We start from the raw sequence: 18,395 nt of genomic DNA on the forward strand, positions 1-18,395 counted from the left end.
GCTCCCCCTCCCTGCCCACCCACGCACCGATCCACTCTGACCAGCGGAAATCCGACTCCTGCCGGACGACCTCCGACCCCGGCTCGATCGATCGGATGTCGGACTCCCTGTCGACTTGCGTCGAAGTCCCACAGACGGGACTCTGGTTACCCACTGTGCACCCTGGACAGCTCTCCGGAGGCGTGATGCGTATCCCCCGTACCCCGACCCGCCGGATCGGCGGCGTCGTCGCCACGTTGCTGCTCGGGGCGGGGCCCATCCTCACCCCCGTCGCGCCGGCCACCGCCGCGTCGCGGACCGGGCAGGAGAAGCCCGTCGGGTACGTCCGACTGGCCCACCTCTCCCCCGACACCCCCGCCGTCGACGTGTACCTCACCGCGCCCGACACCGACGAGCCGCAGGTCTTCCCCGCCGTCGGGTACGGAGTCGTCTCGCCGTACCTGCCCGTCCCACCCGGGCGGTACGCAGTGGCGATGCGGGCCGCCGGAGCCCCCGCCGACGAGAAGCCGGTGCTCACCACCGAGGTGGGGGTCCGGGCCGCAAAGGCGTACACGGTCGCCGGGGTGGGCCGGTACGCCGACCTCGGCCTGCGGGTCCTCGCCGACGACCTCAGCCCCCCACCCGCCGGACAGGCGAAGGTACGGGTGGTCCAGGCCTCCGTCCGAGCCCCCGTCCTGGACGTCGCCGCCGCCGACGGACCGGTGATCGCCGAGGGCGTCCAGTTCGCCACCACCACCGGATACCGGTCGGTCGACCCGGGTTCCTGGCGGCTACGGCTGGGCGGAACGAACGGCCCCCGCACCGACGCCCGGGTCACCCTCACCGACGGTGCCGTCTACTCCCTGCTGGTCCTCGACGCCGAGCGGGGCGGACTGACCACCGAACTCCGCGAGGACGCCTCGGACACCGGGACCGTCGCTACCGGCGGGGTGGACGCCGAGACCGGCGGACTCGGGCTGCGGGGTCCCCGCACCGGCTCCGGACCGGCCCCCGAAACCGGTGCCGCCGGCGACCACACCCCGAGCGCCGACCCCCAGGCCGAGGCGGGTGACCGCTCCGACGGGTCGGCAGGGCTCGCCGGGACGTACCAGTGGGTGGTGGGGGGTGTGGGCGCTGCCCTGCTGGTCGTCGGGGTGCTGGCCCTTCGGCGACGGCGAGGGCTCTCCGAAGCCCGCCGCCGACCCTCCACCCGGGATCACCGGTAGGCGATCGACCGACCGAGCCTACAGATCGTCCGCCGGCTGACGACCACGCCGAATCGCTTCGTCGTAGACACCCATCTCGACCGCGTCAGCTGTCAGCTCGTCCAGTGCCGCACGGCGTGCTCGCGATCGGCCCTCCGGACCGCCGGGGATACCTGCCAACACGGGGTCGGCAAGCGCGAAGACCCGCTGCAACACCTCGTCGAGGCTCTGCGGCAATCGATCATCGAGGCGATGCTTGCGCCGCCAGGCGGCCCAGCGCCGCTGGCCGAGCGTCGCATAGCCGTCGAGGACCTGGCTCAGCGGCGCGAGCGTCACCTCGCGGTATTCGGCCACCCGTTGCACCGCTGCGGCCAGCTCGTCGCCATCGACGTCATGTCGGCCCGACAGCAGGTAGACGTCGGCGAAGTCGCGCCAACGGGTGTTTGCCACGCCGCGCTGCAACGCAGTCACCAACTTCTCGGCGTACACCATCGAGAGCGGATAGCCCGTCACCGCGATCTCACCGTCGAGCAGGCGCGGCAGCTTGATCGGCTGCGGCTCCGGCCAGATCGGGTCGCCGACGTTGACGTCGACGTGGAAGGACAGTCGGGCAGCGGCGAGTTGGCCGCTGAGGCTGACCCGCACGCCGGCGTAGATGTCATCGTCCCGGATGGTTTCCGCCGCTGCGTCAGCCGCGTCGAGCGTCAAGCCGTCGTCGAGGTCCAGGGCGGCGATGCGACGGACGATACCGAGCACCTGCTCGGCGTCGTTCGAGATCCACCGCCCCTGGAGATCCACATCGCGGGTCGGCCGGCGGGCGGCGTAGGCGGCCAGCAGCACGCCACCTTTGAGGACGAGCTTGTCCGCGTACGGGGATCGGGCCAATCGGGCGAGGAAGCCCTCCAGGGCATAGACCTGGTGCAGTTCGTCCGTGGGCCGGCCGGTGCGGCGGGCGAGTTTCTGCAGGTCGAGGTAGGCACGGCCGGCCACTGTGGCTCGGGTCGGGCGCACGGTCACAGCAGGATCTCCAGAGCCTCTCGGAGGGGGCGTTCGGCCTGCGGGAAGTATCGAGCCATCGCCAGCAACTTCGCCGGAGCCGCGCCGTTCCGTCTCAGCCACCGACGCAAAGCCGTGTACGCCAGCTCCGAGCCCTCGCGGTGCCGGAGGCGAACGGCATCGATGATGCTGCGCTCGGGGCCGTAAAGACCGATCGAGGTCTCCGGATCGAGTGGCAACTCGGTGCGGCCGACCTCGAAGGTGCCCGGATCGAACGTGTGCCAGGCGACCGGGACGGCAGTCGCCGGCCGATGTCGGCCGCGAGGCAGCGCGACGTCGATACGGGAGGGGATCTCATCGGTGAGACCATGCCGAGCCAGCGCGCTGGCCAGGCAGAGGGTGGAGCGCGGAGCACGGCGGGCGAGCTCGACGAGGTCGACGTCCGCAGCCTCGGCGTCGTGGCGCCGGTAGAGCCCTCGACCCAGGGGCTCGATCTGCCCCTGGTCTCGCAACCGGTAGAGCCGCCACCGCGTCAGTCCGGCGGCCAGAGCCTGCGAGTAGCTGAAGGTGGCCGGCAACAAGCGCATGGACGCCCTCTCGGTCTCTCCTCCTCGCCTCACCAGAGAAACCCTATACACCCCTGAGGAACCTGTCAGGAATTCCTCCGGGAACTCCTGACGTTTCAGACATCTGACAAACTGACGATCCGACCCGGCAGGTGGACCCGCACCCGGTCGGCACCCGGCGGCGAGCAGCGTCCACTGCGCCGGCCTGCACTGTCGAGCGCCCGCAGCGCCTCGGCCGGTGAAACGTCAGAGCGGGCGGCGGCCGGCGAAGCCGCAGTCGGCGCGGTGGTACCACCGGACGTCGGAGTCACCCTCCAGCCAGCACCAGAGCACCGCTCGGCCGTCGCGTTCGCCGGGGAAGTCGAGCAGGACCGGGGCGATGCCCTTGACCTGGATGTCGTGCCCGTTCAGCTCTTCCAGCACGGCGTGCAGCCGCGCCTCCAGGGCCTTGACCTCGGCACGCCCGCCGAGCACGGAGACGCCGTGGTCGGCCAGGTCGGTGCGCAGCTCGGTCAGGTCGGCCCGGAGCCGGATCAACTCGTCGATCCGGGGTCGCAGGGTGGAGACCAGGGACCGGGCCTGGGCGAGGGTGAACACCGGGCCAGTATGCGGTATCGGTCACCGCCGCAGGTACCGCCCCGGCTCAGTCGGACTGGGCAGCCAGCTCCCGGGCCCGGTCCCGGGCGGCCTCCAGGGCGGCCAGGAGCGCCGCGCGTACGCCGTGTCGCTCCAGTTCCCGGACGGCGGAGATGGTCGTCCCGGCGGGCGAGGTGACCGCCTCGCGCAGCTTCACCGGGTGCTCCCCGGAGTCGCGCAGCATCACCGCCGAGCCGATCGCGGTCTGCACGATCAGTTCGTGTGCCACCTGCCGGGGCAGCCCGAGCAGGATGCCCGCGTCGACCATCGCCTCGACCAGCAGGTAGAAGTAGGCCGGCCCGGAGCCGGAGAGGGCGGTCACCGCGTCCTGCTGGGACTCGGGGACCCTGATGGTCACGCCCAGCGGGGTGAACATCTCCTCAGCGAGGGCCAGGTGCTCACCGGTGGCGTGGACGCCCGCCGAGATGGCGGTCATCGCCTCGTCCACCAGGGCCGGAGTGTTGGTCATCACCCGTACGACGGGGGTGCCCTCGGGGAGCCGACGGGCGAAGAAGCCGGTCGGGAGGCCGGCACAGAGGGAGATCACCAGCTTGTCGGTGGGGACCTTGGGGCCGATCTCCTCCAGCAGGGTGGCGGCGTCCTGCGGCTTGACGGCGACGGCGAGCACCTCGGCGGTCTCGACGGCGGTGTGGTTGTCGACCACCCGGATGCCGTACCGGGAGGCGAGCTCCTCGGCGCGCTCGGGTCGTCGGGCGGTGGCCAGCAGCCGGTCGGCCGGCCAACCCGAGCGGAGCAGCCCGGAGAGGACCAGTTCGCCGATCTTGCCCGCCCCGATCACCGCGACGGTGTGCACCGATTTCGCCATCGGTTCGTATCCCCCTGTCCGCCCTGTACCTGATCGGCGACTCAGCTACCGAAGAAGACCTCGGCCTCGGCGTACCGCTCCAGGGGAACCGTCTTCAGCTCGGCCGTGGCCTCGGCCAGCGGCACCCGGACGATGTCGGTGCTCTGCATCGCGACCATCTTGCCCCAGTCGGCCTCGTGCACGGCGTCGATCGCCTGGAGACCGAGCCGGGTGGCGAGCACCCGGTCGAAGGCGGTCGGGGTGCCACCGCGCTGGATGTGGCCGAGGACGACGGTCCGGGCCTCCTTGCCGGTCTTGGCCTCCAGCTGCTCGGCGAGCCACTGGCCGATGCCGCCGAGGCGGACGTGACCGAAGGAGTCCAGCTCCTGGTTGTGCAGGACCATCTGGCCGTCGATCGGCTGGGCGCCCTCGGCGACCACCACGATCGGGGCGTACTGGTGGTCGAACCGCTTGTTGACGTAGCCCGCCACCTGCTCCACGTCGAACTTGCGCTCGGGCAGCAGGATCACGTTCGCGCCACCGGCCAGACCGGCGTGCAGGGCGATCCACCCGGCGTGCCGGCCCATCACCTCGACCACCAGGGTGCGGTGGTGGCTCTCGGCGGTGGTGTGCAGCCGGTCGATGGCCTCCATCGCGATGTTGACAGCGGTGTCGAACCCGAAGGTGTAGTCGGTGGCACCGAGGTCGTTGTCGATGGTCTTCGGCACCCCGATGACGTTGACGCCCAGCTCGTGCAGCTTGGTGGCGACACCGAGGGTGTCCTCGCCGCCGATCGCGATCAGGGCATCGACGCCCTGCGCGGCGAGGTTCTCCTTGATCCGCTCGACGCCGTTCTCGATCTTGAACGGGTTGGTCCGGGACGAGCCGAGGATGGTGCCGCCGCGCGGCAGGATGCCGCGCACCTCGGCGATACCCAGGGGCTTGGAGTGACCCTCCAGCGGGCCCTTCCACCCGTCCTGGAAGCCCACGAACTCGTGACCGTAGGTGCCGACACCCTTACGGACCACCGCCCGGATGACCGCGTTCAGGCCTGGACAGTCGCCACCACCGGTGAGCACGCCGATACGCATGATCTGCTCATCCTCCTGAGGAATCAGGTTAAGCCCGATTTGCCCCAGGATATTGGGTCAGGTCAGACCGTCGGCGCCGTTGCCGGCCCGGGGCGGGCCGTCAGTTCGAACTGTAGTCGCCCTGACCATCGGCCGACAGCGCGCCCCGGGACCGGCAGCAGGTCTCAGAACCGCACCGACTCGTTCTCACCGCTGCGCGGTGGCCGACCGGCGACCGCCGAGCGGGCGAAGTCGAGCAGGTTGACCACGGTGCTGCTCGGCGAGTCCCAGTACTCCGCGGCACTGACGTGCACCTTGACCAGGGTCAGACCGGGGGTGTCCAGCCCGTCCGGGAACCAGACGCTGAGCAGCGGACTCCACAGCCACTCCGCCCGCTCCCTGTCGAACCCCTCGGTGGCGGTGCCGGTCAACGAGACCCAGGACTTGTTCTGCTGGTCGGCGAAGGTCACGTTCACCTCCGGGTTGACCCGGAGCTGACGGACCTTGGCGGAGTCGGTGGAGGTGAAGAACCACAGGTCCCCGTCGAACTCCGCCTCCTGCAACCCCATCGGCCTGCTCACCAGGTGACCATCGACTGACGTCGTGGTCAGCATGCAGATCCGCGCCGCCCGGATCATCTCGGTGACTCGGCGGCGAGCCTCGGCGGCGCTTGTCGACTCCTGGCTCATTGCTGGACCCCTTCTCCGTCGTCGGCGAAAATCCAACCGGTGCCCAGGGCAGAAGTGGTCAAACTTGTGAGGGGTCAACTTTTCGGACACCGGCCGGGTCGCCCGTCGACCGGACGGGCTCAGCCGCCGGTCATCGCCCGCCACCGGGCGAGGTTGTGCCGGGCGTCGACGAGCGCGTCGTGCCGGGCCGAGGCGGCCTCCGGGAGCGTCGGCCGCCCCCTGTCGTCCCAGAGCTGGCGCAGCTCCTTGGTGAACCGGGGGATCTCCCGGGGCAGGGCCGGCATGGCACCCCACAGCTGCGCCAACACCACGTGGTCGTACGCGGCGTACCAGGCCCACAGCTCCAACTGCTCGCCGGGACGCCCCCGGATCGGCTCGACGAGGAACTCGTACAGCTCGTCGCGGATCCGCTCCCGCGAGCGCCAGGCCCGGTCGGCCGGGGATGGCAGCTTGTCGAGCACGTTCCGGCGGACCCAGGGCACCGCCCGGGAGTCGTCGAACTCGGTGGAGACCGCGTAGAACTCGCGGCCGTACTCGTCGACGACACCGATCGAGACGAGGTCGACGACGGTGCCGTCCTCGATGAACTCACAGTCGTAGAAGTAGCGGTAGACCATCCCGACCATCCTGGTCCACGCCCGGCGGCGTCCGCACGCCGGGTACCGGACCTCGCCACGCCCCACCGGTCGGGTCACCCGGACCGCCGGTTCGGGCGACCCGACCGGCCCGGTCGGTCGGCCCGCCCCACGCGGTCGGCCGCCGTCGGACCACTGTCGGTCCGAAAATGCCCACACGGACGGTCGTTGCGGGTCGCGGCGCTGGTCGGGGCTGTAACGGAAGTGGCTCCAGGGGTGTACAGCAAGCGACCGGGGCGTCATGATCTGATGTGTAACGCTACCGGACGCCGAACCGGTTCAGATCGCCTCGAACCGGGGGCTGTCAGGTTCACCCGGCTGCCAATTGGTCCTTTACCGGGGAGGGGTCAGGACGTGGAGATGCGCCTGCCGGAGCCGGGTGACGCGCTCACGGGTGTCGAGTTGTTCGCCGGCCTGGAGCCGGAGGTCCGCCACCGGGTGATCGCGGCTGCCGTACCACGGACGTACCGCAAGGGTCAGCTGCTCTTCGTCGAGAACGACCCGGGTGAGTCGCTGATCGTGCTCCGGCGCGGTGCCGTGGCGGTCTTCCGGACGGCCCCGACCGGCGAGCGCGCGGTCCTGTCGGTGGTCCGCCCGCCGGACGTCCTGGGCGAGGTCTCCCTCCTGGACGCCTCCACCCGGTCGGCGTCCGCGGAGGCCATCGAGGACTGTGCCGCGCTGGCGCTGTCGCGACCGGCCTTCATGGAGCTGGTCCACTCCAACCCGCGCATCCTCGACGCGGTGATGCGTTCCCTCGGCGCGTTGATCCGCCGGTTGACCGAGCAGAACGCCGATCACGTCTTCCTCGACCTGCCGGGCCGGGTGGCCAAGACCCTGGTCCGGCTGGCCGGGGAGAGCCAGGCTCCGATGATCACCATCGAACTGAACCAGAGCCAGCTCGCCGAGATGGCCGGCGGCTCCCGGCAGAGCGTCAACCAGGCGATCGGATCGTTCGCCAGCCGTGGTTGGCTGCGCACCGAGGGCCGGCGGATCGTGGTGACCGACGTGGCGGCGCTGCGCCGACGCGCCGGGATGAACGACCGCTGACCCGACTCGTCGGAGCGGTCCTTCGAGGTGGTGCGACGGCGCGGACCGGCGGGCCGTCGCCCGGCCGGTCCACGCCGGTCGGTCATTTCCCGGCGCCGTCGGCGGGCGGGGCGCCCGGGCCGGGACCGATCTTCTCCGGCGGGGCACCGGGTCCGGGACCGATCTTCTCCGGGGGCGTACCGGGACCGGGACCTATCTTCTGCGGGTCGACCGACTGGCCGTCCGGGTTCTCCACCATGCCCTGCTCCTCCAGTCTGGCCAGCGTCACCGCGTCGACGTCGACGGTCTCGCCACGAGCGCGGAGCGTCCCCTGCGGGTCGGTCCACGGGGTGGACAGTCGTACGTGCACGGCATCCTCCTGACAACGAACCACTGCGTAGGGAAGACTAATCGCAGTCGATCTGCATGACGGTCCTGTTGCACGTCGGGTACCTGACTGAGCGACCAGAAAGGACTTCAGGGTCATCGACCTCAAGTGCGGACACTGCTCCCAGCCGGCCGGCCCCCACGACCGCTTCTGTGGCGGCTGTGGACGTGCCGTGGTGGTCCCCTGTGCCAGCTGCGGACACCCCAACGGCACCGAGGCGAACTTCTGCACCAACTGCGGTCAACCGCTGCGTGAGCAGGCACCGGTGGTGCAGGAGGACCGTCGACACGTCAGCGTGCTCTTCATCGACATCGTGGACTTCACCACCTACGCCGAGCGCGCCGACCCGGAACAGGCCCGTGCCCTGCAACAGACCTACTTCGCCACCGTACGGCGGCTCGTGCACCAGTACGGCGGGGTGGTCGAGAAGTACATCGGGGACGCGGTGATGGCGCTGTTCGGGGCGCCGGTGGCCACCGACAACGACGCCCTGCGGTGCGTACGGGCCGGCCTGGAACTCCAGCGCAACCTGGGTCGGCAGACCACCGGTGAGCAGCCGCTGACCTTCCGGGTGGGCGTCGCCACCGGCGAGGCCCTCGTCGACCTCACCGCCGCCCGCGACGGCGGACAGGCCTTCGTCACCGGCGACGTGGTCAACACCGCCAGTCGACTCCAGGGCCTCGCCCCGCCCGGCGGGGTGGTGGTCGACGAGAGCACCTTCTCGGCCACCCGGCACGAGATGGAATACGCCGACCGGCCGCCGGTGACGTTGCGGGGACGGTCGGCGGTGAGCCGGATCTGGCTGGCGGTCCGGGTCCGGCCGCAGCCCGATCCCCGGACCAGCGAGCTGACCCCGATGGTGGACCGGGAGCACGAGCGGGGCCTGCTCGTCAGCGCCCTGCACCGTACCGTCACCGAGGGCACCGCCCAGTTGGTGACCGTCTTCGGTCCGGCCGGGGTGGGCAAGAGCAGACTCCTGCGGGAGTTGGCCCGACACGCCGCCAGCCTGCCCGGCCCCCCGGTCACCTGGCTGGTCGGCCAGTGTCCGCCCTTCGGGGAGAACGTCGCGTACGCCGCCCTCGCCGACGTGGTCCGGGGGTGGGTCGGGATGCCCGCCGACGACGATCCGGCGGCCCTGCGGGAGCGGCTGCGTCAGCGCCTCGGGCAGCTGCCCGGGTCGTCCCCACTGCGGCTGGCCGAGGTGATCGGCCCGCTGATCGGCCTGCCCGGCGAGCGCCTCCAGCCCGGGGCGGCCGAGGCGTCCTGGCGGCGTTTCCTGCTCACCCTGGCCACCACCGGTCCGACGGTGCTCGTCTTCGAGGACATGCACTGGGCCGACGAGGCGATGCTCGCCTTCGTCGAGCAGCTCGGCGCGGCGGCCCGGGGCGTACCGTTGCTGATCGTCGCCACCGCCCGGCCCGAGCTGCGGGAACGGCACCCGGCCTGGACGGGGACGATCAGCGGGGCGATGTCGATCTCGGTGCCCCCGATGCACGACGAGGACATCGACACGCTCTACTCTCTGCTGCTCGGCCAGGCCGTGTTGCCGGCCACCGCCCGGGCCCCGCTGATCGAGTTCGCCGACGGGAACCCGCTCTACGCCCAGGAGTACGCCCGGATGCTGCTCGACGGCGGGCTCCTCGGTCCCGCCGACCGGCTGGGTCGACCCGACCCGGGTGCCGGGCCGGAGATCCCCCGGACCGTGCAGGCGGTGATCGCCAACCGGTTGGATCTGCTCGATCAGGCCGACCGGGCGGTGTTGCAGGCCGCCGCCGTCGTCGGCGTGCAGTTCTGGCCGGGGCCGGTGGCCACCGCGCTGGGTCGTTCGCTGGAGTGGGTGCAGCGCGCCCTGACCCGGTTGCAACGCCGGGACCTGATCCACGAGCAGCCCGCATCGAGCATGCCGGGGCAGCCGGAGTACCGGTTCCGGCACATCCTGGTACGCGACGTGTGCTACCAGCGGTTGCCCCGGGCCGAGCGGGTCCAGCGGCACCGGCGTACCGCGGACTGGTTGGAACAGCGGGCCGACGGTCGGCAGGAGGACCTGGCCGAGGTCCTGGCCAACCACAGGTGGACCGCCCACGAGATCGCCCGGACCATCGGGCTGGACCCGGCCGGGTACACGGCACCCGCCCGGGCCGCGCTGTACCGGGCCGCCCGACGGGCGTACGAGCTGCCGGCGCTGGACACCGCGGCCACCCTGGTCGGCCGGGCGCTCGACCTGACCGGCGAGCCGGACCCGGCGTTGGAGCTGCTCGACGCGGAGTTGGCGCTCTACCGCGACAGGGACGCCTTCCTGGCCTCGGACGGGCAGCGTCGGCTGGCCCGTCTGGTCGACCAGCTGACCCTGGCCGGGGACCGGCCGCGCACCGCCCGGGCCTGGACCCTGCTGGCGATCGCGGCGTGGAGTCGGGCGGACCGGCCCGAGACGATGCGTTGTCTGGACCGGGCGATCGGGCTCTACGACGAGTTGCCGGACACCGGGGAGAAGGCCGAGGCGCTGCTGGAGTTGGCCCGGGTCCGGATGCTCAACGCCGAGACCGACGCGGCCTGCGCGGCGGCCCGGTCCGCCGCCGACCTCGCCGAACGGCTCGAACTGCGGGAGGCCCAGGCCAACGCCCGGATCACCCTGGCCGTCTCCCGCTACCTGTGCGGGGTCCCCGAGGCGTACGGGGAGCTGGCGGAGGTCACCGAGCACTGCCGGGTGGAGCGGTTGACCAGTCGACGGCGGGCGGTGCACAACCTGGCCTGGGCGTTGCAGGAGGAGGGCGACCTCGCCGGGTCGGCGCGGCTGGTGGAGGAGGAGCGTTCACTGGACCCGGCGGGCGGACACAGCCTGGCCACCAGCTTCGACGACCAGTGGAGCCGGTCGTACCACGCGGGCGACTGGACGACGGCTCTGGGCCTGGCCGACGAGTCGACCCGCCGCCCGACAGCGGAGTGGGACCTGCACATCGTGGCGGTCTCCGGTTGGATGCGGGCGCTGCGGACCGGGCCGGGCGACGGCGGGGACCCGACGGCGGACGCGCACCTGGAGCAGGCCCTGTCCGCCGCCCGCCGCAGTGGTTTCCACCGGGTGCTGCACTCGACGTTGGCGCACGCCGCGCTCTGCCGGGCGGTGCAGGGGCGTCGGGTCGAGGCGCTGCGGCTCCTCGTCGAGTTGGACGAGGACTGGCGGCGGACCCGGATGATCCCCTTCGCCGAGTGGGTGCCGACCGTGGGTCACGTGGCCGCGGTGCTCGGCGGGGAGGCCGCCCGGCTGCTGGGTCGGCTGCTGACCCGGGCGCCTCGGATGACCCCGTGGGCCGAGGCGGCGGGGCAGGTGGCCGAGGCGACCCGGCTCGGGGAGGCCGGTGATCGACGGACCGCCGGTGAGCTGTTCAGCCGGGCGTTGCGCAGCTACGGCCGGATGGCCGACGTGACGGATCTGGTCCTGACCAGCGCCCTGTCGGTGCCGGTGTTGGCGGCGGCCGGTCGTCCGGCGGCGGCGACGGCCGCCCTGTTGCGGGTACGGACCTTCGCCGACCGCCACGACGTGCCGGGGCTGGTCCGGCTCGCCACTGCCGACCGGTGGTGACCCGGCACCCGCACGACCTAGCGTGGGCATTCCGACAAAACGGACTTCCGCCCCGGGTGTCACCGGGCTTCGCCGGGCTCCGGCAGCCGTCGGGCTCCGGGTCCTGTCACGGTCCCGGCCGGTGTCGGGCACCCGGGTGCTCCCCGGGGAGACGGGGTGGCACGGATCCGGGCCCGTCGAGTTTTGGCAGACGCGACACAAGGCACTCCCGGAAGTCGCCCGGTCGTGTCACGATTCAGGGCACGGGGTGTGGGTCGATGCGCAGGGCTGGACGCGGGGCGCGCCGCGAAGCGCGGTGAGGAGGATGTCCGGGTGTCATCGGGTGGGGCCCGCCGGGGACGGCGGGACAACGGGCTCGACGCGAGCGAGTACGCCGTCGCCGGCGACGTGGATCCGCGCGTGGGCGAGCACCTGCTCGACGTGCTCGCCGCCGGGGGGATCGCCGCCTACCTGCAACCCTCCGCCGACCTGAACCCGGTCACCCGGACCACGACCGTGCCGGCCCGCCCGGTCGATCGCCTCTACGTCGACAGGTCCCACCTGACCACCGCCCGCGACTACCTCACCCAACTCACCGACGAGACCCCGCCGGGGCGTTCCCGGCAGGAACCGGACGTCGACGCCGAGTGGGCCCGGATCGTGGCCGGCTACCACGAGTCCACGGCACCCGAGCGGCGCTCCTGGCCGGCGGCCGAGGACGTGGACGACGACGAGCCGGGGCCGGTGGCGGGCTCGTCGACCCGCAACGGCACCGAGGACGCGGGCGCCCCGACCGCCACCGACGTACGCCGACTGCCGTACGCCGCCGACGTCTCCGGGATCTCTGTCGGTCCCCGGGACCGGGGCGACGAGCCGTCGCTGCTCGACGGGCTGGACACCTTCGGCGCGCAGCTGCCCGACGACGACACCGACGACCGGTACGTCCCCCCGCCGCCACCCCCGCTGCCCCGGATGTCGAAGTACGCAGTGGTCGGGGTGTTGGCCCTGGTCCTCGGCTTCGTGCTCTTCGTCTTCCCGACCCTGCTGCCGGTGGACCGCTCGGTGGTCACCCTGCTCGGGTTCACCGGCATACTCGCCGGGTTCGTCACGCTGATCTGGCGACTGCGTCCCGGGGACGCCGATGACGACCCGGACGACGGCGCGGTCGTCTGACCTCGGGGCGGTCGACGCAGCGTCACCGCCGACCGGCCGCACGCCGGCGCGCGGCCCACCTCGGGGGCGAGGGTCACAGTGGTGTAACTTACCGTCAGTAGGAATTCCGCTGTCCGTCACTTCCCTCCCGCACCGACTGCCCCGGCGCTCCCCCTTCTGGGCGGTCGGTCCCGGCTGATCGGAATGCCCCCAGATGCGACAGAGTTCCCTCGTGGTGGTGGCGATGCGCCTCCCCATAGACGACAGTGTGGCGCTCGACGGCGCCTGCGAGTGGCGCCGCAGCCCCGGCGGTCTGGTGAGCGCCCTGCACCCCCTGCTCCGACAGACCCCCGCCACCTGGGTGGGCTGGGCCGGCGGGAGTGGCCCCGCGCCGAGCCTGCCCGACGTGGACGGGGTACGCCTGCACACCGTCCCGTTGACCGGGGACGACCTGCGCGACCACTACGAGGGGTTCGCCAACGCGACCCTCTGGCCGCTCTACCACGACGCCGTGGAGCAACCCGAACACCACCGTCGCTGGTGGGAGGCGTACCAGCGGGTCAACCAGCGGTACGCCGAGGCGACGGCGGCGGTCGCCGAGCCCGGCGCGATCGTCTGGGTGCAGGACTACCACCTGCAACTGGTGCCGGGCCTGCTCCGGCGGCTCCGCCCCGACCTGCGGATCGGGTTCTTCCTGCACGTGCCGTTCCCCCCACCGGAGCTGTTCATGCAGCTGCCCCGTCGGGCGGAGCTGCTGCACGGCATGCTCGGCGCGGACCTGGTCGGGTTCCAGCGGGCCCAGGCGGCGCACAACTTCGCCCAGTTGGCCACGAAGGTGCTCGGTGTCTCCGCCACCGACCGCCGGATCGCCGTCGACGACCGGGTGGTACGCATCGGCGCGTTCCCGGTCTCGATCGACACCGACGAGCTGTCGGCGCTGTCGGCGAGGACGGAGGTGGCCGAGCGGGCCCGACGGTTCCGTCGGGATCTCGGCGACCCGGAACGGGTCATCCTCAGCGTCGACCGGATGGACTACACCAAGGGCATCGAGCAGCGGCTGACCGCGTACAGCGAGCTGCTGGCCAGCGGGCACATCAAGGTCCGCGACACGGTGTTGGTGCAGGTGGCGGTCCCCAGTCGGGAGCGGGTCGGGCAGTACCAGATCCTGCGGGACCGGGTCGAGCGCGAGGTGGGTCGGATCAACGGCGAGTTCGGCCGGGTGGGTGAGCCCGCCATCCACTACCTCACCCAGCCCTTCGACCGGATCGAGTTGGCAGCCCTCTACCGGGTCGCCGACGTGATGGCGGTGACCCCGCTGCGCGACGGGATGAACCTGGTCGCCAAGGAGTACGTGGCCGCCCGGGTCGACGACACCGGGGCGCTGCTGCTCAGCGAGTTCGCCGGGGCGGCGGCCGAGCTGTCCCAGGCGTACCTGGTCAACCCGCACGACCTGGAAGGGCTCAAGCAGGGGCTGCTCTCCGCGTTGCAGGCCGACCCCGCCGACGTCACGACCCGGATGCGGGGCATGCGGGAGCACCTGCGCCGACACGACATCCGGGCCTGGGCCCGGTCCTACCTGAGCGCCCTCGACGAGAACGGGTCCCTGCTGCACCGGCTCGGCGGCACCGCCTGACCGGCACCGGTGCGGCAGCCGCCGTACCGGTGCCGGGCCGGTCAGCCCTTGCCCAACCAGTCCAGGATCGCGTCGATCGGCTCCTGCCACCGCACGTCGAGCATCAGGTCGTGTCCCATCCCGGGGAAGAGCAGGGGCGCGGCACCGTACCGGCCCGCCGCCCGGGTCAGCGCGGCCGGCGGTACCACCCGGTCGTCGGGGCTGCCCAACACCAGCACCGGTGGCGTACCCACCGCCGGTTCCGGCTCCGGGGCGGTCAGCAGCTGCCACTGGGCCCGCCGACCGGCCCGGCCGAGCCGGGAGACGTACTCGCGGGCCTGCGGTTCGGGCAGGTCCGGGCCGAACAGCTGCCGCCGGTCCAGGCGCAGCGGACCGCCGAAGACCGCCGGTAGGGTGCCGGCGGGGTTGGACCGCAGCGCTGACCCGAGGGCTGCCCAGCCGCCGAAGACCGGAGCCACCAGGACCGCCGCCCGGGCCGGGTAGCGGGCCAACGCGTGCGCCACCACCAGAGCCCCGGCACCGTGCCCCACCAGCACCGCCTGGCGCGGCAGCCCCGCCGCCACCTGGGTCACGTCGTGGACGTACGCCGACAGCGTCGCCTCCGGTGCCGGTTCGCTCTCGCCGTGCCCGCGCAGGCTGAGCGCGTACGCCGGGAACCCCCGCTGCGCGGCGTGCCCCAGCCAGTGCTCGGCGAACGTCCACGCCCCGTGGCCGAAGCCGGGCACGAAGAGCAGCGGCGGCTTCCCCTCCTCCAACTCGGGCTGGGCGCTGCGCACCTCCCGGCGGGCCGGACGGACCGGATCGGCCCACTCCCGAGCCCGCACGACCCGCACCCGGTCGGTCTGCATCGTCACTTCGCCTCCAGCTCGTGCAGGGCACGCTGCAGGGCGCGCAGGTAGTCGACGTGGGCCACCTCGAACCAGTGCCGACTGGTGGGGACGACCCGGCCGGCGTACCGCTGACCGGCACCGGCCCGGACCCGGGCGGCGAACGCCTCGGCCCGGTCGGGGCGTTCGGACCGGAGCTTCAACAGGCGGGCGAACAGGACCGTCTGCCAGTGCGTCAGCGGGAAGACGCCGGAGTCGGACTGCACCAGCCCGGCGACGGCGAGGGTCGGTCGTCCCGGGACGAAGGCGTTGAGCCAGAGCCGGGGGCGCCCCTCGGCCTCGGTGCCACCGAGCACCGTCGGGTCGAGGAACTCGAAACGCGGCAGGTAGCCGGTGGCGAAGACGACGAGCTCGGGTTCGATCCGTCGGCCGTCCGTCAGCTCGACGGCGGTGGAGTGGAACCGGGCGACGTCCGGGACCGGGGTGATCCGGCCGTGTCCGACGTAGTGGACCAGCTGACTGTTGGCGATCGGATGGGTCTCGTACACCCGGTGGTCGGGGCGGGGCAGGCCGAACCGGGTCAGGTCGCCGACGGTCAACCGCAGCATCCGGTGGTAGAGCCACTGTCGCATCCGCAACGGCACCCGCAGGCGCAGGAGGGTGTCGTTGACCTGGTCGATCGGTCGACCGAAGGCGTACTTCGGGGCGTACCAGTAGCCGCGCCGGGTCGAGTGCCAACACTGGGCGGCCTGCTGGGCGGCCTCGACGGCCAGGTCACAACCGGTGTTGCCGGCGCCGACCACGAGCACCCGCTTGCCGCGCAGCTGGGTGGCGTCCTTGTAGGACGAGGAGTGCATGACCTCGCCCCGGAACTGCTCCAACCCCTCGTATCCGGGCAGGTTCGGCGACCAGTTGTGGCCGTTGGCCACCAGGACGGCGGCGTACCGGGAGGTGCGCTCGGGGCCGTACCCGCCGGTGGAGCGGGTGGTCACGTCCCACCGGTCGCCGTCGACCGGCTCGACCCGGACGACCTCGGTGCCGAACCAGATGTGCGACCGCAGGTCGAAGTGGTCGGCGTAGCGCTCGAAGTAGGACAGGAGTTGGGCGTGGTGCGGGTAGTCCGGCCAGTCGTCGGGCATCGGGAAGTCGGGGAACTGGGTCAGCGGACGCGACGAGATCAGGTGGGTGCTGGCGTACACCGGGCTCCGGTCGTGTCGCCAGTTCCACGCGCCGCCGACGCCGGTCTCCCGTTCGTAGCAGTCGACGCCGAACCCGTGTTCCCGCAGGTTCTTGAGGGCGGCGAGCCCGCTGGCCCCGGCGCCGATCACGCAGACGGTGTCGCCCCGGTCGGAGATCGCCCGCCCCCCGGCGGGTGGTGCGGGTGCCGTCTCGTGCTCGGGGCGGCCGTGGTCGGTGGAGGAGGACACCGAAGAGACTCCTTCTGTACGGCGCTCGGGCCGGTCGATGCGAAATCTTCTCCACAATGGAGTCGGTTGTCCAGCCCCGCCACGCGGTCTCGTCGACCCGGGGTCAGTCCTCGCCGGGTAGCAGGAGGTCGACCAGGATCGGGAAGTGGTCACTGGCCCGCCGGGTCTGCGGGGTGTCCACCACGTCGTAGTCGACGACGGTGATCCGGGGGTCGACGAAGAGCGCGTCGATGCGGCGGCGCGGGTCGGTGCACGAGAAGGTGAGCCGGTCCGCCCGGTCCATCGCCACCGCCGTGTCGGTGAACCCGTCGGCGAGGGTCTGCCAGGCCGGACCCTCCGGACCCTCGTTGAGATCCGCCCCGAACACCAGCGGCCAGCGCGCCTCGGCGAGGTCCTTGCGCAGCAACTCGGCCTGGGCGGGACGCTCCGCCGGGTCGGTGGACAGGTGAGACCCGGCGAGGGTGAACCTGGCCCCGGCGACCTGGCAGTCGGCGTAGACAGCCCCCCGCAGGTGCCGACCGGGGGTCAGCGGGAACCGACGGTCGCGGGTGTCGCGGACCCGGACCCGCAGGCTGGTGAGCAGGACGTTGCCCAGCGACGGCAGCCCGCCGGCGGCCAGGACCAGGCCGAACGAGGCGGCCAGCGACGCGTTGCGCTGCCGCCACCGGAACCGGCGGGCCCCCTCCTGCACGATCACCACGTCCGGCGCGGCCTCCCGGACCACGGCGGCCAACGCGGCCGTGTCGTCGCGCTGACCGTGGATGTTGTACGACACCACCCGCAGCCGGACCCCGTCGCCCGTCGACGCGTTCACCGAGTTCTCTCCCATCGATTCAGCTGAGGCGGGCCAGGTCGGCGGCGCCGATGACACCCGCGCTGTTGCCCAGCTCGGCCGGGCGGATGTCGGCCACCGGGAGCCGGCCCCGCTGGGCCAGCGCCTCGGCGAAGGACCGGCGGGTCGGGCCGAGCAGCAGGTCACCGGCGTCGATCACCCCTCCGCCGACGACCAGGGCCTGGGGGTCGAGGATCTGGGCCATGTCGGCGAGGCTGGTGCCCAGCCAGCGGCCGATCTGGGCGAACGCCTCGCAGGAGACCGGGTCACCGGACTGGGCGGCGGCGGTCACCATCGGTCCGGTGATCGCCTCGGCGTCGCCCCCGGACAGTTCGAGCAGGGCGGCGGCCCGGTTCGGTTCCTGGCGGGCACCGGCGCGGGCGAACCGGACCAGGGCGTTGCCGCTGGCGTACTGCTCGATGCAGCCGAGCCGGCCGCAGCCGCACTGGTGTCCGTCCGGCACGGTGAGCATGTGGCCCAGCTCCGCGGCGATGCCGTGGGCGCCCCGGACCAGCCCGCCGCCGAGGACGATGCCGCCGCCGACACCGGTGCCGATGGTGAACATGACCATCGAGTCGTCGGCGTCGCGGGCCGCCCCGTACCGGAACTCGGCCCAGGCCGCGACGTTGGCGTCGTTCTCCACGATCACCGGCAGGCCGACGGCGGCGCTGACGTACTGGCGCAGCGGTTCGTCGCGCCAGGCGAGGTTGGGGGCGAAGAGCACAGTGGAACGACTCGCGTCGATCCAACCCGCCGCGCCGATGCCTACCGCGTCGACGGTCCGGCCGGCGGCCAGCTCGCTGATCACCTCGATGATGACGTCCCGGGTCTTGCCGACGTCCTCGGCCGGGGTGTCCCGTCGGACCTGCACGAGGACCGCGCCGGTGTCGTCGACGACACCGCCCGCCACCTTCGTGCCACCGACGTCGACTCCGATGGTCAGCGTCACCGCTGCCACTCCCCTTCCGTTGTA

The 18,395-nt window shown here is 72.2% G+C and carries 17 protein-coding genes; 5 read left to right on the top strand and 12 right to left on the bottom strand.

The window, feature by feature from the left end; genetic code table 11:
* Window positions 1-185: 185 nt before the first annotated feature.
* Window positions 186-1,205 (top strand): DUF4397 domain-containing protein, encoded by a 1,020-nt coding sequence (locus WHN02_RS24630; protein ID WP_434741042.1) that lies wholly within the window; start codon window positions 186-188, stop codon window positions 1,203-1,205.
* An 18-nt stretch (window positions 1,206-1,223) separates the two neighbouring features.
* Here the strand turns inward: WHN02_RS24630 and WHN02_RS24635 are convergent, their stop codons facing one another.
* The 7 genes from WHN02_RS24635 to WHN02_RS24665 form a co-directional block, all read right to left on the bottom strand.
* Complete coding sequence (locus tag WHN02_RS24635) at window positions 1,224-2,201, bottom strand: nucleotidyl transferase AbiEii/AbiGii toxin family protein (RefSeq protein WP_434741043.1); 978 nt, start codon at window positions 2,199-2,201, stop codon at window positions 1,224-1,226.
* Window positions 2,198-2,767: a type IV toxin-antitoxin system AbiEi family antitoxin domain-containing protein gene (locus WHN02_RS24640; protein WP_434741044.1), complete on the bottom strand. Its 570-nt coding sequence runs from the start codon at window positions 2,765-2,767 to the stop codon at window positions 2,198-2,200. Before WHN02_RS24640 ends, WHN02_RS24635 begins: the two co-directional genes overlap by 4 nt.
* A gap of 225 nt (window positions 2,768-2,992) precedes the next feature.
* Window positions 2,993-3,343 carry a DUF2203 domain-containing protein gene (locus tag WHN02_RS24645; protein WP_350896109.1) on the bottom strand — a complete coding sequence of 117 codons (351 nt, stop codon included), beginning with the start codon at window positions 3,341-3,343 and terminating at the stop codon, window positions 2,993-2,995.
* A gap of 46 nt (window positions 3,344-3,389) precedes the next feature.
* Window positions 3,390-4,208: a pyrroline-5-carboxylate reductase gene (proC, locus tag WHN02_RS24650; protein WP_434741045.1), complete on the bottom strand. Its 819-nt coding sequence runs from the start codon at window positions 4,206-4,208 to the stop codon at window positions 3,390-3,392.
* Between the two features lie 41 nt (window positions 4,209-4,249).
* Window positions 4,250-5,278, bottom strand: coding sequence for a 6-phosphofructokinase (locus WHN02_RS24655; RefSeq protein WP_434741046.1), 1,029 nt, complete (start codon window positions 5,276-5,278; stop codon window positions 4,250-4,252).
* A gap of 164 nt (window positions 5,279-5,442) precedes the next feature.
* Window positions 5,443-5,946 carry a pyridoxamine 5'-phosphate oxidase family protein gene (locus tag WHN02_RS24660; RefSeq protein WP_434741047.1) on the bottom strand — a complete coding sequence of 168 codons (504 nt, stop codon included), beginning with the start codon at window positions 5,944-5,946 and terminating at the stop codon, window positions 5,443-5,445.
* Window positions 5,947-6,065: 119 nt separating this feature from the next.
* A complete protein-coding gene (locus WHN02_RS24665; protein WP_434741048.1) occupies window positions 6,066-6,563 on the bottom strand; it encodes a polyadenylate-specific 3'-exoribonuclease AS in 498 nt (165 codons plus the stop codon).
* Window positions 6,564-6,935: 372 nt separating this feature from the next.
* Here WHN02_RS24665 and WHN02_RS24670 point away from each other — a divergent pair, with 372 nt between their 5' ends.
* Entirely contained in the window at window positions 6,936-7,628 is a 693-nt protein-coding gene (locus WHN02_RS24670) for a Crp/Fnr family transcriptional regulator (RefSeq protein WP_434741049.1), read from the top strand.
* A gap of 82 nt (window positions 7,629-7,710) precedes the next feature.
* On the opposite strand, the gene WHN02_RS24675 is transcribed toward WHN02_RS24670, so the two are convergent.
* On the bottom strand, window positions 7,711-7,977 hold the full coding sequence (locus WHN02_RS24675) for a hypothetical protein (protein ID WP_434741050.1): 267 nt from the start codon (window positions 7,975-7,977) through the stop codon (window positions 7,711-7,713).
* A gap of 115 nt (window positions 7,978-8,092) precedes the next feature.
* Between WHN02_RS24675 and WHN02_RS24680 the strand changes: the two genes are divergently transcribed.
* The 3 genes from WHN02_RS24680 to WHN02_RS24690 all read left to right on the top strand — a co-directional run bounded on the left by WHN02_RS24680 (window position 8,093) and on the right by WHN02_RS24690 (window position 14,336).
* Window positions 8,093-11,572 (top strand): ATP-binding protein, encoded by a 3,480-nt coding sequence (locus WHN02_RS24680; protein ID WP_434744056.1) that lies wholly within the window; start codon window positions 8,093-8,095, stop codon window positions 11,570-11,572.
* Between the two features lie 312 nt (window positions 11,573-11,884).
* Window positions 11,885-12,724, top strand: a complete 840-nt coding sequence (locus tag WHN02_RS24685) for a DUF308 domain-containing protein (protein ID WP_434741051.1) — start codon at window positions 11,885-11,887, stop codon at window positions 12,722-12,724.
* 193 nt (window positions 12,725-12,917) lie between these two features.
* Window positions 12,918-14,336: an alpha,alpha-trehalose-phosphate synthase (UDP-forming) gene (locus WHN02_RS24690; RefSeq protein ID WP_434741052.1), complete on the top strand. Its 1,419-nt coding sequence runs from the start codon at window positions 12,918-12,920 to the stop codon at window positions 14,334-14,336.
* A gap of 41 nt (window positions 14,337-14,377) precedes the next feature.
* Here WHN02_RS24690 and WHN02_RS24695 read toward each other — a convergent pair whose 3' ends face one another.
* The 4 genes from WHN02_RS24695 to WHN02_RS24710 form a co-directional block, all read right to left on the bottom strand.
* On the bottom strand, window positions 14,378-15,184 hold the full coding sequence (locus tag WHN02_RS24695) for an alpha/beta hydrolase (RefSeq protein WP_434744057.1): 807 nt from the start codon (window positions 15,182-15,184) through the stop codon (window positions 14,378-14,380).
* Window positions 15,185-15,186: 2 nt separating this feature from the next.
* On the bottom strand, window positions 15,187-16,590 hold the full coding sequence (locus WHN02_RS24700; protein WP_434741053.1) for a flavin-containing monooxygenase: 1,404 nt from the start codon (window positions 16,588-16,590) through the stop codon (window positions 15,187-15,189).
* Between the two features lie 103 nt (window positions 16,591-16,693).
* Complete coding sequence (locus WHN02_RS24705) at window positions 16,694-17,404, bottom strand: endonuclease/exonuclease/phosphatase family protein (RefSeq protein ID WP_434741054.1); 711 nt, start codon at window positions 17,402-17,404, stop codon at window positions 16,694-16,696.
* 19 nt (window positions 17,405-17,423) lie between these two features.
* Window positions 17,424-18,371 (bottom strand): ROK family glucokinase, encoded by a 948-nt coding sequence (locus WHN02_RS24710; RefSeq protein ID WP_434741055.1) that lies wholly within the window; start codon window positions 18,369-18,371, stop codon window positions 17,424-17,426.
* Between the last annotated feature and the right edge of the window lie 24 nt (window positions 18,372-18,395).

It is taken from the genome of Micromonospora sp. SH-82 (assembly GCF_051132485.1).
In the GTDB taxonomy this organism is placed as follows: domain Bacteria; phylum Actinomycetota; class Actinomycetes; order Mycobacteriales; family Micromonosporaceae; genus Micromonospora.